This window comes from Pedobacter heparinus DSM 2366 (assembly GCF_000023825.1).
GTDB classification, from domain to species: domain Bacteria; phylum Bacteroidota; class Bacteroidia; order Sphingobacteriales; family Sphingobacteriaceae; genus Pedobacter; species Pedobacter heparinus.
The window spans coordinates 4,133,332-4,147,444 of the sequence record NC_013061.1; the positions used below are offsets into that span (position 1 = coordinate 4,133,332).

The following is a 14,113-nucleotide window of genomic DNA, read 5'->3' on the forward strand; positions in this document are numbered from 1 at the left end:
TATGAAATTTATAAAAAAAATAATCCATTTCTTTAAAGCCGTAGCACACTTATTCATTGCCGCAGGTAAAGGATTCATTGATGACCGGGTGATGAAGCTGAGCGCAGCTTTGGCCTACTACACCATATTCTCATTAACACCTCTGATCATTATCATCATCTCGGCTACAAGCCTGTTTCTGGGTGACAATATGGATCCTAACACCAAATTATTTGGCGAGATCAGCGAACTGGTTGGTGCCGATGCAGCAAATCAGCTGCGCAGCTTTGTAAACAATGCCAACTATTCCGGAAAAAGTACCTTTGGCCTGATCATAGGAATCACTACACTTGTTATTGGTGCTTCTGCTATATTTGTTGAAATCCAGGACAGCATCAATCTGATCTGGAAAGTAAAAGCCGTACCAAAAGAAGGCTGGAAAAAACTACTGATCAACAGGTTACTTTCTTTCTCATTAATCGCATCACTGGGTTTCTTACTATTGGTTTCACTGGTCGTTAATAGCATAGTAGTTGGACTAGGCCATAAAATAGCCTCCTACATACAAATAGAGCAGGTATCGGAACTTATGATGCTGGTGGTAACCAATGTGCTTACCCTTCTTGTGGTGACCACTATTTTTGCTATCATTTTTAAGGTCTTGCCTGATGTAATCATCAAATGGAAACCAGCCATCATTGGTGCGCTGTTTACAGCTATACTGTTCAGCTTAGGGAAATACCTGATTGGAATTTACATTGAAGTGGGCAACCCCGGATCCGCATTCGGGGCGGCGGGTTCTATCATTGTGATTTTATTGTGGATCTATTACACTGCGATCATCCTTTATTTTGGTGCCGAATTTACCCAGGCTTATGCAGAAAAATATGGCAAAGGCATTATGCCAAGCAAATATGCCGTACATACTAAAATAGTGGTTGTTGAGAAAAAAGTAGATGTATTGCCGGCGCAGCATCCTGAAGACACTAAAATATAACTATACGTACCGGGTAATTTTATCAATCAGTTCCTGTTCCAGAAAAGGTTTCAGTACCAGATCATTCATACCTGCCTTTAAATACACATCCCTGTCTTCCTGTAAAACATGGGCTGTTATCCCCAGAATAGGTATTGTTGATTTTGCAAAATCTCCATTATACCTGATTTCATGTGTAAGTTCCACCCCTCCCATTACCGGCATCTGAATATCTGTCAGGATCAGGTCGTAGTTGTTCTTCTTATACAATTCCAGCGCTTCCTTACCATCATATGCACAGTCGTATTGCATTTCCCATTTCTTTAATACAGTTTGAGCAAGCAAAACATTCATTTTATTATCATCCACCAGTAAAATACGTTTTCCTGTCAGTTTATGCTGGGTAACCGGCTCTTCTTCTTTTACCTTTTTCTCCTCATTTAATTTAGTGATCTCGTAAGGGATTTCGAAGCTGAACACAGAACCTTTTCCCATTACACTGTTCACACTAATTTTTCCGCCCTGCAATTCTACAATCTTCTTGCAAATGGCCAGGCCCAAACCTGTTCCCTGTTGTCTGGACTTGGTAGAAGAGTATACCTGGGCAAATTCATCAAATATAAACTCCTGGTCTTCAGGCGCTATGCCAATCCCCGTATCTTCAACCTGGACTTTTAACAATGCGTGTTTCTTTCCATGAACGGCAAGGTTAACTTTTAAAGTTACCTTACCACTGGCAGTAAATTTGATTGCATTTGTTAACAAATTCATTATCAGTTGTTTCAAACGCAGGCGGTCGCCTGCTAAACAAATACCTTTCTCGAGCGAAACCTTATTTTCCAACAACAGGTTTTTATTGATGGCCAATACGTTCATACTGTTAAAAACCTCCATAATCTCATCTTCAGGAAGGAACGGAACATTTTCCAGGTTTATTTTTCCTACTTCATATTTAGAGAAATCAAGGATTTCATTAACCAGCGACAAAAGCATTTCTGATGAATTGCGGATGGCATCTACCTGGTCTTTTTGTTCCGGACTGAGTATACCCTGACTCAACTGTTCAGAAAAACCCACCACCGAATTTAGCGGCGTACGTATTTCATGGCTCATATTAGCCAGAAAACGGCTTTTAGAATGGGAATCCTGGGCAGCCCTTTTGCCCAGACCAATCAGTACTCTTTCATTTTTATACAGTTTAATAATATTGTAAAGGATAATGACGAACAGGCTGATCAGCAGCAATACATTAATGATCGTAATGCTATCCAGGGTTTTAATATCTGCCAATAGCTCATCACCCAACAGCGCTCTCCCTTCAACAATGTACCTGATTTCGTCATTCTTAAAAGTCTGTAAAATAGAAATGATTTCGATTACCAGTTTATTATTGAGCAATAAAATTGCCTTCTCATCACTTCGCAGCTTGTTTGCATTGGCATACAACCGTTTGTAATAAGCTTCTATCTTTTTAAGCTGCTGCTTATTAAAGCTCCTTACGTCCTGATTTAAAACTACATTTTTTTCTGTTTTAATAATAGTAAGTGAGGTATCCTTGCTTTTACCCGAAAAAGCATCGGCAAGCCGGCCAAAAAATTTTTTTCCGGATACAGGCTGATGTTTAATGGTATCAAAACTGGTTACCGTTTTAACCTCCCGCTTTGCTTTGGGCAAATCAATCTTATCAGCTACCTCCCTTTCCACCAAACCAAGCTTCGAAAAGCCGATCACCAAACTGTCGGTAAGTTTTCTAAGCTTTAAATAGCTCTCTGTCTTTTGTTTTTTCTGTTTTACCAGCCTTTTAATATCAGGTGTCAGCACATTGTCTTCCACATTGATATTCAGCTCGCTCAAATAAGTCGATACTTTCTGTATCTGTAAAGAGAATTTCTTGATGTAGTCCCTGTCGGCCGTCACCGCATACAAACGTGAATTGTTTTCCGCCTGGTAAAGGATATAAATACAGCTGTCTATTTTTGAATAGTCCTCATGCAATTTTATCAGCTCAGTGACATTGCGCTTCAGGGCATTCATTTTTTCATACCTGAGGTACAAAAAAAATGCAAAAAGGAAGAGTACAAGTATTAAAAATACAACTAAATAATACCGTATAGGTGATCTTTTCGTGGCGTTGAGCGGCATAAAACTTTTAATTGACTACAGTGAAAAACTGAAGAGCTTATTAAATTATTCTATCAAGAGGGATTCGATCAGAATACAAGTATAAATCAAAAATTTTATAAATCGCCTATAACTGCCTAAATATTAAGCCACATCCAGGTTATTTTCTGCCTCATCATCAACTACTGGTTCTGCTTTTATCTCATCTTCGCTCACTTCATCTTTTTCTATCCGCAGGTTTCTGATGATATGCTGCTGTCTGTCGGGTGTGTTTTTACCCATGTAATATTCCAACAGGTTTTTAATGGTCTGATCCTTAAGAATTACCGGATCAAGCCTGATGTCCTTACCGATAAACAATCCAAACTCATCAGGAGAAATTTCTCCCAAACCTTTAAACCTTGTGATCTCAGGTTTGTTGCCCAACTTTTCAATGGCCTTTTTACGCTCATCATCGCTATAGCAATAAATCGTTTCTTTTTTATTCCGTACCCTGAATAAGGGGGTTTGAAGAATATATACATGCCCGGCACGGACCAGGTCGGGGAAGAACTGCAGGAAGAATGTCATCATCAACAACCTGATGTGCATTCCATCCACATCCGCATCAGTCGCAATTACAATGTTATTGTAGTGCAGGCCATCCAGTCCATCTTCAATATTTAAAGCATGTTGCAAAAGGTTAAACTCTTCATTTTCGTACACTACCTTTTTAGTCAGTTCATAACAGTTCAGGGGTTTTCCTTTTAAACTGAAAACGGCCTGGCAGTCAACGTCCCTCGATTTGGTAATGGATCCCGATGCGGAGTCACCCTCGGTAATAAATAAAGTAGTCTCGTACCTTTTATCATGTGTACTGTTAAAATGAATTTTACAATCCCTCAGTTTCTTGTTATGTAACGATGCTTTTTTGGCCCGGTCGTTGGCTAGTTTCTTAATTCCGGCAATATCTTTACGCTCACGTTCCGATTGCAAAATCCTTTTTAACAGGGCATCCGCAACATCGGAATGTTTGTGTAAATAATCATCCAATTCCTTTTTCACAAAATCATTGATGAATGTCCTTACAGATGGCCCATCTGGCCCCATATTTTGAGAACCCAGCTTTGTTTTGGTCTGAGATTCAAAAACGGGTTCCTGTACACGCACTGATATCGCTGCAATGATAGAAGACCTGATATCGGAAGCATCATATTCCTTTTTATAAAACTCCCGGATCGTTTTTACCACAGCCTCCCTGAAGGCGGCCTGATGTGTACCACCCTGGGTGGTATGCTGGCCATTCACAAAAGAATGATAGTCTTCACCATATTGCTGTCCATGTGTCATAGCAATCTCAATATCACTCCCTACCAGGTGAATGATCGGATAACGCACACTTTCTACATCTGCATGTTTATGCAGCAGGTCATACAGTCCTCTTTCTGAAAAATATTTTTGTCCGTTAAAGTTGATGGTCAGGCCCGCATTCAGGAATACATAATTCCAGATCATGCTTTCTACAAAATCAGGGATATAATGGTAGTTTCTGAAAATGGTTTCATCAGGGTAAAAAGTAATAGCGGTGCCATTACGCTGGGTGGTATCTATGATGGCATTATCGAGTACAATTTCACCCTTGGAGAACTCAACTTTCTTTGTTTTATTGTCGCGGTAAGACTGTACAACAAAATTGGTAGATAAGGCATTTACGGCTTTAGTACCCACCCCATTCAGCCCTACAGATTTTTGGAAAGCCTTGCTGTCATATTTACCACCGGTATTAATTTTAGATACGCAATCAATTACCTTCCCCAATGGAATGCCACGGCCATAATCCCTTACATTTACTTTCTGGTCGGAAACCGTGATCTCAATGGTACGGCCAGAGCCCATCACAAACTCGTCAATAGAGTTGTCTACAATCTCTTTAAGTAACACATAGATCCCATCATCCTGGGCCGAGCCATCGCCCAGCTTTCCAATATACATACCGGGGCGTAACCTGATGTGTTCTTTCCAGTCAAGAGAGCGTATACTATCTTCATTATAATTCGGTTCTGCCATGATGCGAAATGTGTAGAATTACAAATTTAACGTAATATGCGGGTCAAGCAACTACAATTTTCAACAAATACACATTTTTTCATTGGTGATATATTTCTTTTTAATGGTTTATGAAGCCATATGACCATGATAATTTCCGATAAAAGTGGCCCATAAGCAAAAGCCCGAATTAATGTGTACCTTTGTAGCGGAACAATATTCTTTTGTTGCCATATCATATACATTAAAATACAAATACATTGTTATTCAAAGAATTAAACCTGATTGAGCCCATTTTAAACGCGCTGCAAACAGAAGGTTATACACAACCTACCCCCATACAAGAACAAGCCATTCCATCTATACTACAAAACAGAGATTTATTAGGCTGTGCACAAACAGGAACAGGAAAAACTGCTGCTTTTGCCATCCCTATGCTGCAACTGTTAAGTAAACCACACACCAACACCAAGATCCATAAGGTTATTAAAGCCCTGGTACTAACACCAACCCGCGAGCTGGCTATACAAATTGAAGAAAGTTTTAAAGCTTATGGCAAAAACCTTCCGATCAGGCATCTCGTGATATTTGGCGGGGTAGGACAAAAAGCACAAACCGATGCCCTGCACAGAGGTGTAGACATCCTGGTTGCTACCCCTGGCCGTTTATTGGACCTAATGAACCAAGGCTTTATCAACTTACGTGATATTGAAATTTTTGTGTTGGATGAAGCCGACAGGATGCTCGATATGGGTTTTATACACGACGTAAAGAAAGTGATTGCCAAACTACCGGCTAAAAGGCAAACCTTATTCTTCTCGGCCACCATGCCAAAGGAAATACAGGGTCTGGCCGATACCATTCTTACCAACCCGGTTAAAGTAGAAGTTACCCCCGTGTCTTCCACTGCAGAAAAAATCCGGCAGGAGATCTTTTATGTAGAGAAAGGTGACAAAAAGGGCCTGCTGATGCACATTTTACAGGACAAAACCATTGAAACAGCCTTGGTATTTGCCCGTACAAAACATGGTGCAGATCGTATTGTGAAAGACCTGATCAAAGTAGGAGTAAAAGCAGAAGCCATACATGGCAACAAATCGCAGAATGCACGACAACGGGCATTGACAAATTTCAAAGCTAAAACAACACGTATTCTTGTGGCTACAGACATTGCTGCGCGTGGTATTGATGTGGATGAACTTAGCCATGTGATCAATTACGAATTGCCAAACATTCCCGAAACTTATGTACACCGTATCGGACGCACCGGCCGTGCAGGCTTAAGTGGCACTGCCCTATCGTTCTGTGATGCAGAAGAGAAAGAATTTTTAGATGATATAGAAAAACTGATAGGCCTCAAACTTCCGGTAACAGAAGACCATCCTTTTGCTATGAGCTGGCAAAGCCTGCTTTCGGGTGCCGCTGCAGCAAAAACAAAGGGCAAAACCAAACCTTCAAGAGGCCAGCGATCTGAAAGAACTTCCCGACCGGAAAAGAAAGAACATGAACCCAATTTAAGTGGTGCAAAAAAAACACCTGGTGGAAGTGGGAACCGCCGTTGGTGGAAGAAATAAATAAAAAGCCATCAAACTAAGCACCCATATAATTGTTATAATCAAAATAATTATATGGGAACCACTAAAATAAAGGTGCTCTTTTTTGATGTTGGCGGTGTATTGCTCAATAATGGCTGGGGCCACCAGTCCCGACAAGAAGCGGCCAGGCTATTTGATCTCAATTATGAAGAAATGGACGTGCTGCACGATTTCATTTTCAATATTTATGAGATCGGTAAAATCACGCTCGATGATTATCTGGATACAGTGGTCTTTAATCACCCCAGGAGCTTCAGTAAAGAAGACTTCAAGTCATTCATGTTTGCACAATCTGAAGAATTACCTGGCTTCCTGCAATGGCTTAAAGACTGGAAGCGAAGCTGTGGCTTCCGGATCATCTCTATCAATAATGAGGGTAGGGAACTCAACAATCACCGCATTCAAAAGTTTGGCCTGCACGATTGTTTTGACGCTTTTGTATCTTCATGTGAAGTGGGGATGCGGAAACCTGACCCCGGGATTTTTAAATTGGCTATGGGTATAGCACAGGTAAATCCTGATGAGTGTATCTATTTCGACGACAGGATCATGTTGGCCCAGGCTGCCCAAAAACTGGGAATCAGGGCCATCCATCACCAGGATTTTTTAAGTACAAAGAAGATATTGGAAGCAGTTAAATCTCAGTAATGAGGGTGATGATGAATTTACAAGAACTTAAGCATACAGCACAAAGGCTTATGGCCAATGATAAAGGTTTATTGGCTATGGACGAGAGTTTAGGTACCTGCAATAAGCGGTTTAAGGCTCTGGGAATTCCAGAAACAGAGGAATATCGCCGGCAATACCGGGAGTTGATTGTAACTACCCCCCATTTGGAAGAAAGCATTAGCGGCGCTATTCTATTTGAGGAAACGCTTTATCAAAAGACAGAAACTGGCACTCCATTTCTGGAGATTCTGGACCATAAAGGAATTATTACCGGAATAAAAGTAGATCAGGGCGCTGTTGCCTTACCTGGCTTTCCTGCTGAGCAGGTTACCGAAGGCCTTGACGGTATGCAAAACCGTTTGGCCACCTACTATAAACTAGGTCTGCGTTTTGCTAAATTCCGTGCAGTCATTAACATTGGTCGTGATACGCCAACCAATACAGCGATCAGAATAAATGCGGTAACCCTGGCAAGGTATGCCGCGCTTTGTCAGGAAGCCGGAATTGTACCTGTTGTAGAGCCTGAAGTACTGATGGATGGAGACCATACACTCCATCAATGTGCCGAAGTTACACGTACTGTCTTAAAAGAAGTTTTTAACGAACTGTACGAACAAAGGGTGCAGCTGGAAGGAATGATCTTAAAACCCAATATGGTTTTACCAGGACTCAGTTGCCAGGATCAAAGTCATATTGAAGACATTGCTGCTGAAACAATTTCTTGTTTTTTACAGGTAGTTCCGGCCGCAGTTGCTGGTATTGCATTCCTGTCGGGCGGGCAGTCGGCAACTCTCGCTTCAGCCCGTTTAAATATGATGCACCAAAAGTTCGGCACGGTAATACCTTGGCCTTTAACCTTTTCTTTTTCAAGGGCGATTCAACAACCTGCTTTAGAAAAATGGAGCGGTAAAGCAGAAAATGTAGCAGCGGCCCAGCAAATGCTGGCACATCGTGCGGCCTGTAATAGTGCGGCACGAAGAGCTGAATATAGTCCGTCTATGGAAACCAATAAACGGGAGCCATAATGAAACAATCATTATATTTGATCTTGATGGCACTTTAGCCTAAAGTAAAGCTGCGCTGGAACCGGAAATGGCTAAACTTTTAGGCTCACTGCTCCGTGTAGCCAGGGTTGGCAATTATATCTGGTGGTGCCTGGACACAATTTGAAAAGCAGGTATTGTCACAGTTAGCTGCAGACGCAAACTTAAGCAACCTGTCAATTTTACCCACCTGTGGCACTAAATATTACCAATACAATTCAGATTGGCAACAACTGTATGCCGAAAATTTCACAACCGGGGAAAAAAACAAAATCATTACTAACCTTAATGCTGCTGTAAAAAGCGCCGGGTTTGCTACCAACAAAATCTGGTCTGGGAAACGGAAAGGGTTATTGAAGCCATAGTAGCTTGTTTAGATATAACCCCACCTTTGTTCTTTTACTATCTTTGAGGCTCCAAAATACTTATTATTTGAATGTATGTCGCTGCCCAAACAAATTGCTGGCCATTATAAAGAATCATTTTCAGGTTTAAGCAGGGAAACCTGGATCCTAAGCATAGTGATGCTTATTAACCGTAGCGGTTATATGGCCGTTCCATTTATGGGTCTGTATGTGACGCAGTCGCTGCACCGCCTGCCTTCAGATGCAGGATTGATCATTACGCTTTTTGGTATTGGCTCTATATTGGGCTCGGCCGTTGGCGGCAAGCTTACAGACGTCATTGGGTTCAGACCTGTACAAATTATTGCGGCCATAGTAAGTGGTATTTTCTTTTTATTTTTTGCCAGTGTTACCCATTTTCAAACACTATGTGTACTGGCTTTGGTCATCAGCTTTTTTTCAGAGGCCTTTCGGCCTGCTAATTTTGCTGCTATCGCAGCTTATGCAAAAAAAGGGCTCGAAACTCGTTCCTATTCCTTAAACCGTCTGGCAACCAATATAGGCTGGGCTTTTGGGGTTAGTATGGGTGGTATGATTGCTTCTTATAACTACAGACTCCTATTTTATATAGATGGGGCAGTTAGTATTTTTGCCGGCCTGTGTATCCTCTTTTTCTTGCCCAGAATCCGAAACTACAGCAAAACCATAAAAGAAAAAGTAAAAGGTGTTGTGGTCAGAAAACCATGGCAGGATACTGTTTTCGTTAAATTCATTCTTCTTACCACCGTTTTTATTTTAGGTTTCTTCCTGGTTTTCCGTGTTGTTCCTGTATTTTTTAAAGAAATCTGGAAAATCGATGAATTTATGATCGGATTAATCCTTGGTCTTAATGGTGTAATCATTGCGCTATTTGAAATGGTAATGATCCATAAAATTGAGCATAAAAAATCGCCCATGTTCTTTATCGTTATTGGTGTTTTACTTATCGCTGCTTCGTTCCTGCTGCTGATGCTGCCTTTTGGCAATCCGGTATTTCTGGGTGCATTATGCCTTATTTTATTTACACTGGGCGAAATGTTTACACTCCCATTTGTAAATACATTTGTAATGAGCAGAGCAAATGAGTTTAACAGGGGGTTATATGCTGCAGGCTACATGTTAAGCTGGTCTGTAGCCCAGGTAGTTGGTCCTACCGCAGGTTTTTACATTGCAGAGCAGTATGGTTACAACACTTTGTGGATTGGATTGTCTACCTTGATGTTGCTGACTGCTTATTTTTATAAACGCCTTAAAACAGTCTAACTGTCCAACAGGTATAAAATAAAAGGCTCACCTGATTGCGAGCCTTTTATTTGTTATTCTTTAGCTGTATCCGGAGCTTTTCCTATCAAATCCATAAACTGGTCAAGTTTTGGCGTAATGATAATCTGGGTACGCCTGTTCTTTGCCTTACCAGCCTCTGTATCATTGGCTGCCAGCGGATTGTATTCCCCCCTTCCACCTGCGGTTAACCGTTTCGGATCAACTCCATAAGTATTTTGCAGCGCCTGCACAACAGAAGATGCCCTTAACGCACTTAAATCCCAGTTGTTACGGATATTTACCATAGAGATGGGTACATTATCTGTATTACCCTCTATCAGCACATCGTAATCTCGGTAATCTTTAATAATCTTGGCAATTTTACTTAAGGTTTCCCCTGCTTTAGGTAAAATCTCGTAACTACCCGATTTGTAAAGCATATTGTCGGAAAGTGAGATATATACCACACCCTTGAGCACCTGAACGTCTACATCCCTCAACTCCTCCCGGCTTAAAGAACGGGTAAGGTTATTGGTCAGCACCATATTCAGCGAGTCGCTTTTGTTCTTGGTATTTACCAAGTGCTGGATATATTTATTGGAAGAATTGATCTCATCCACCAATTTTGAAATGTTTACATTCCCCTGGTTTGATGAGGTTAAGCACTTATTTAACGCCGCCTGCAGAGCTGCTGCATTTTTCTGTTCGGCAGCAATCTGTTCTTCAAGGCTCTTAACCCGCGATGAAGATCCGGAAAGATCCTGCTGACTGCCCTGGTATTTTTGGTTTAGCTCCCGGCTTCGCTGCTGCAGCTCATCATATTTTGATTGCAGCTCGCTGTATTTTTTATTACTTACACAGCCCTGAAATAAAATGGCCAGGGCCAATGCAGTTGTTAACATTGAAAATTTCATATTTTATTTATTTAATAAACAATAATGAAAGCAGCTTAACATCAGCAAATTCCAGGCCACTATCTATAAAACATTTCCCTCTCTTTCCTAAACATTTTTTAACCTTAACTGTTATCCCTTTTTGATATCCTGTTATAGATTATCTAATAATAAATACATATCTATGAAAAACTTAATGAACAAATTAATGATGGCCGTAATGGTAATCGCCATTGCGGGTACAGCCTTTACCAGCTGCAAAAGCAAACCAAAAGATGCAGATGTTAAGGCCGCTATTGAAACTGCAATACAGGCAAAACCAGATGCTTCAGGTACTACAGTGGCCGTTGATAATGGCGTGGCTACGCTTAGCGGAGAAGTGACAAATGAGGCCGCAAAAGAAGATCTTGGCAAGACTGCGGCCACCATTATGGGCGTAAAATCAGTGGTAAACAATCTTACTGTAAGACCTGCAGCTCCTGTAGCGATTGCCATGGACGATCCACTTACTGCAGCTGTTAAAGATGCGACCAAAGATTTCCCAACTGTTAACGCAACGGTATCAGCAGGTGTAATTACCCTAAAAGGAGAAATCCAGAAAGCCAGTCTCCAGAAACTTATGATGGCACTGCAGGCCTTAAAACCTAAAAAAGTAGACAATACCCAACTGGTTATCAAATAATTGAGGAGGAACAAAAAATGGCTTTACAAGATAAATATAAAGAACTGATAGACACCGCCACAACTGCCGGTGTCAGCAACTTAAATGTACGTGAACAGGATGGGGTACTCTATATTGATGGAGCAACCAGCGGTACTGTAAAACAACAGCTATGGGATACTTATGAACGCCTGGATCCAAATTATGCATCTGGCGACCTGGTTATGAACATCAACAGCGTTGCCGGGGTAACAGAAGGTAGCAAATTAAAGGTAACCACCAACAGCTCTAATTTAAACATCCGCAAAGGACCAAGTACAAACGATGATATTGTTGGGAAGGCAGCCAGAAATGAAGTTGTAACACTTGTAAGTAAGGCTAACGACCAATGGTGGCAAATTAAAACCGACCAGGGCGAAGAAGGCTATTCCTATACACAGTATTTAACTCCGTTGGGATAGCAAGTCCGGAATTAATATAAAAAAGCAGTGCTTTCAAAAATTGCACTGCTTTTTTATGTTAAAATCTAATGGTCTGTTTTTCTGATTTTTATGATCCGCATCCAGTGCATCAGTTTCATAACAGGATAAGTAGGGTCAAATTCAAACCAGCGTGAAGCAAAATTAGGGCTGTTTGGTTTTTTATGGTGATTGTTCTGAAACAACTCTCCAAGCATCAAAAAGTCAAATGGCAGTGAATTTTTACTATGATCATCATTGTCATGATTGGAATAACCATATTTATGTCCGCACCAGTTTACAATAGCACCATGTATCGGGCCCATTAAAAAATGGATAGGAAGCAGTAAAAACATCCACCATGAAGTAGCAAAAACAACATAGAACCATATATAAAAACTGATAAAAATGATCCTTGTAATCCAGGAATCACCTATCTTATCAATCAATGGCCAGGATGGATATTTATCCCTGAACTGTTCTTCAGGCTCCACATTGTACTTCGAATAATTGAGGTAAATGTTCTTGGTCTGAATCATCATTCCCCAAACATCTTTTACAAAATGAGGGGAGTGAGGGTCTTTTTCTGTATCACTGAACGCGTGATGCATCCGGTGTAGAATGGCATAAGCACGTGGATTCAAAAAAGAAGAGCCCTGTGATAAAAAAGTGATGATATAAAAAAACTTCTCCCAAAAAGTATTCATTTTAAACATCTTATGCGAAGCATACCGATGCAGAAAAAAGGTTTGGGAAAAGAGGGAAAGAAACCAGTGTAAGAGAAAAAATAATAAAATTATCATATAGGATATTAACGAATATTACCTGCCAAAATCATCCTGAACCCTTACAATATCATTTTCGTCCGAGGGGTTTTCAGGGTCAGTATGCTGCCATATTTCCGAAACGATACCCCAATCGTCCAACCCAATTAAACGATGACGTTCTCCTTGTTTTAATTTAATGGTTTGTCCTGGTGCAAGTTGCTGCACGGGGCCCTGCTCATCTGTATCGCTGGTACTTACCCCTACAGTTCCGTTCACCACCCTCCAGATTTCTGCACGACGGTGATGGTACTGCCACGAAAGCCTGGTATTTGGGGCAACAATTAATATTTTAGGGCTCAGTTTACCTGAAATTTTTAAATCGTCAACATTTAGCTTGTCAAAATATACATTGGCAAACTGTTGTGCCTGTTCTTCATCGATTACAAAAAAACCACCCCAGGGACGGGTCTCATCGCGGTTAACCACATTAAAACCCTCAATTTTTAAACGCTGTGCTACACTGTCGAATATTTCTTTTTTCTGATCTGACATTTTTTGGTATTTATAATCCTCAAACTTAGATAAAATGCTTAAGCATTCATGAATACAATTGAAAAAAATTAAGATAAACGGTCAATATCCAGCAGGTCGGCATTCAGATCTGCAATCAGGTCATATAGTAAAGCCACATTCTTATCATTTGCAATCACCTTATGGTCCAGCAAATCCGAATATTTGTCCAGAAACTCATCATCATAAAATTCATCAGGAAGTTCAATTTCTTTAAGCCTTAACTGACTTGCAGTATGGTATAGCAACCTGGCTATCGTAAAATAAACTGCATTTAAATTAATCAATACATCATTATAATCCTTGTTTTCCCAGTCAATAATATAAATGTAATAATTATCAGAGGCCAGTTGATTGTATTCTTCATTCTCCATCACCTCAAACTCATCCAGGTTATTGATCATGAAAAAAGTTTTAGAGCAGTTGATCACCTTATCTATCGAATTCAGCAGCAGCTGCACAACCTCATCGTCTACAGCCTCCAGCAATTCAAAATCTTCAGCTGCAATAGAATCCGGTTCAATCAAGCCTTTCAAATCAGATAAATCCTTTTCATAAGCCAGTAAAAAACCATACTTGCAATATTCACTCACAATGAAACTCAATACATGAGGTACCAAACCTTTTATCGTGTCTTCCAAATTCTTCTTTCTGTTAATAATTGGATTGAAGTTAAATACATCCTGTGACATTTTCAAAACAATACCACA

The 14,113-nt window shown here is 40.5% G+C and carries 13 protein-coding genes; 7 read left to right on the forward strand and 6 right to left on the reverse strand.

Features of this window, described 5'->3' with window-relative positions; translation table 11 throughout:
- Nucleotide 1: 1 nt before the first annotated feature.
- Nucleotides 2–976 (forward strand): YihY/virulence factor BrkB family protein, encoded by a 975-nt coding sequence (locus PHEP_RS17285; protein ID WP_015809275.1) that lies wholly within the window; start codon nucleotides 2–4, stop codon nucleotides 974–976.
- Here the strand turns inward: PHEP_RS17285 and PHEP_RS21745 are convergent, their stop codons facing one another.
- Both PHEP_RS21745 and PHEP_RS17295 read right to left on the reverse strand, forming a co-directional pair.
- A complete protein-coding gene (locus PHEP_RS21745; protein WP_049772278.1) occupies nucleotides 977–2,989 on the reverse strand; it encodes an ATP-binding protein in 2,013 nt (670 codons plus the stop codon).
- A gap of 231 nt (nucleotides 2,990–3,220) precedes the next feature.
- Nucleotides 3,221–5,122, reverse strand: coding sequence for a DNA topoisomerase IV subunit B (locus tag PHEP_RS17295; RefSeq protein ID WP_015809277.1), 1,902 nt, complete (start codon nucleotides 5,120–5,122; stop codon nucleotides 3,221–3,223).
- A gap of 239 nt (nucleotides 5,123–5,361) precedes the next feature.
- Between PHEP_RS17295 and PHEP_RS17300 the strand changes: the two genes are divergently transcribed.
- The 4 genes from PHEP_RS17300 (at nucleotide 5,362) to PHEP_RS17320 (ending at nucleotide 10,054) form a co-directional block, all read left to right on the forward strand.
- Nucleotides 5,362–6,675, forward strand: coding sequence for a DEAD/DEAH box helicase (locus PHEP_RS17300; RefSeq protein ID WP_015809278.1), 1,314 nt, complete (start codon nucleotides 5,362–5,364; stop codon nucleotides 6,673–6,675).
- Nucleotides 6,676–6,729: 54 nt separating this feature from the next.
- The gene (locus tag PHEP_RS17305; protein WP_015809279.1) at nucleotides 6,730–7,344 is read left to right on the forward strand and encodes an HAD family hydrolase; all 615 of its coding nucleotides are present in this window, start codon (nucleotides 6,730–6,732) and stop codon (nucleotides 7,342–7,344) included.
- Between the two features lie 8 nt (nucleotides 7,345–7,352).
- Nucleotides 7,353–8,390, forward strand: coding sequence for a class I fructose-bisphosphate aldolase (locus PHEP_RS17310; RefSeq protein WP_238326493.1), 1,038 nt, complete (start codon nucleotides 7,353–7,355; stop codon nucleotides 8,388–8,390).
- A gap of 458 nt (nucleotides 8,391–8,848) precedes the next feature.
- Nucleotides 8,849–10,054, forward strand: a complete 1,206-nt coding sequence (locus PHEP_RS17320) for an MFS transporter (RefSeq protein ID WP_015809281.1) — start codon at nucleotides 8,849–8,851, stop codon at nucleotides 10,052–10,054.
- Between the two features lie 53 nt (nucleotides 10,055–10,107).
- Here the strand turns inward: PHEP_RS17320 and PHEP_RS17325 are convergent, their stop codons facing one another.
- Nucleotides 10,108–10,968 (reverse strand): OmpA/MotB family protein, encoded by an 861-nt coding sequence (locus PHEP_RS17325; protein WP_036674233.1) that lies wholly within the window; start codon nucleotides 10,966–10,968, stop codon nucleotides 10,108–10,110.
- Between the two features lie 163 nt (nucleotides 10,969–11,131).
- Here PHEP_RS17325 and PHEP_RS17330 point away from each other — a divergent pair, with 163 nt between their 5' ends.
- Nucleotides 11,132–11,629, forward strand: coding sequence for a BON domain-containing protein (locus PHEP_RS17330; protein ID WP_015809283.1), 498 nt, complete (start codon nucleotides 11,132–11,134; stop codon nucleotides 11,627–11,629).
- Between the two features lie 17 nt (nucleotides 11,630–11,646).
- Nucleotides 11,647–12,069: an SH3 domain-containing protein gene (locus tag PHEP_RS17335; protein WP_015809284.1), complete on the forward strand. Its 423-nt coding sequence runs from the start codon at nucleotides 11,647–11,649 to the stop codon at nucleotides 12,067–12,069.
- Nucleotides 12,070–12,134: 65 nt separating this feature from the next.
- Here the strand turns inward: PHEP_RS17335 and PHEP_RS17340 are convergent, their stop codons facing one another.
- The 3 genes from PHEP_RS17340 to PHEP_RS17350 all read right to left on the reverse strand — a co-directional run bounded on the left by PHEP_RS17340 (nucleotide 12,135) and on the right by PHEP_RS17350 (nucleotide 14,044).
- Nucleotides 12,135–12,869 carry an acyl-CoA desaturase gene (locus tag PHEP_RS17340; protein ID WP_015809285.1) on the reverse strand — a complete coding sequence of 245 codons (735 nt, stop codon included), beginning with the start codon at nucleotides 12,867–12,869 and terminating at the stop codon, nucleotides 12,135–12,137.
- An 18-nt stretch (nucleotides 12,870–12,887) separates the two neighbouring features.
- Nucleotides 12,888–13,385, reverse strand: a complete 498-nt coding sequence (locus tag PHEP_RS17345) for a cupin domain-containing protein (protein WP_015809286.1) — start codon at nucleotides 13,383–13,385, stop codon at nucleotides 12,888–12,890.
- A 68-nt stretch (nucleotides 13,386–13,453) separates the two neighbouring features.
- Nucleotides 13,454–14,044, reverse strand: coding sequence for a hypothetical protein (locus tag PHEP_RS17350; protein ID WP_143715769.1), 591 nt, complete (start codon nucleotides 14,042–14,044; stop codon nucleotides 13,454–13,456).
- Nucleotides 14,045–14,113 lie beyond the last annotated feature (69 nt).

Excerpts from the sequence above, each read along its gene's own strand:
- PHEP_RS17325 (WP_036674233.1), bottom strand. The coding sequence starts at position 10,968 with ATGAAATTTTCAATGTTAACAACTGCATTGGCCCTGGCCATTTTATTT.
- PHEP_RS17310 (WP_238326493.1), top strand. The coding sequence starts at position 7,353 with ATGATGAATTTACAAGAACTTAAGCATACAGCACAAAGGCTTATGGCC.
- PHEP_RS21745 (WP_049772278.1), bottom strand. The coding sequence starts at position 2,989 with ATGAATGCCCTGAAGCGCAATGTCACTGAGCTGATAAAATTGCATGAG.
- PHEP_RS17330 (WP_015809283.1), top strand. The coding sequence starts at position 11,132 with ATGAAAAACTTAATGAACAAATTAATGATGGCCGTAATGGTAATCGCC.
- PHEP_RS17335 (WP_015809284.1), top strand. The coding sequence starts at position 11,647 with ATGGCTTTACAAGATAAATATAAAGAACTGATAGACACCGCCACAACT.
- PHEP_RS17295 (WP_015809277.1), bottom strand. The coding sequence starts at position 5,122 with ATGGCAGAACCGAATTATAATGAAGATAGTATACGCTCTCTTGACTGG.
- PHEP_RS17340 (WP_015809285.1), bottom strand. The coding sequence starts at position 12,869 with ATGATAATTTTATTATTTTTTCTCTTACACTGGTTTCTTTCCCTCTTT.
- PHEP_RS17345 (WP_015809286.1), bottom strand. The coding sequence starts at position 13,385 with ATGTCAGATCAGAAAAAAGAAATATTCGACAGTGTAGCACAGCGTTTA.
- PHEP_RS17285 (WP_015809275.1), top strand. The coding sequence starts at position 2 with ATGAAATTTATAAAAAAAATAATCCATTTCTTTAAAGCCGTAGCACAC.
- PHEP_RS17320 (WP_015809281.1), top strand. The coding sequence starts at position 8,849 with ATGTCGCTGCCCAAACAAATTGCTGGCCATTATAAAGAATCATTTTCA.
- PHEP_RS17305 (WP_015809279.1), top strand. The coding sequence starts at position 6,730 with ATGGGAACCACTAAAATAAAGGTGCTCTTTTTTGATGTTGGCGGTGTA.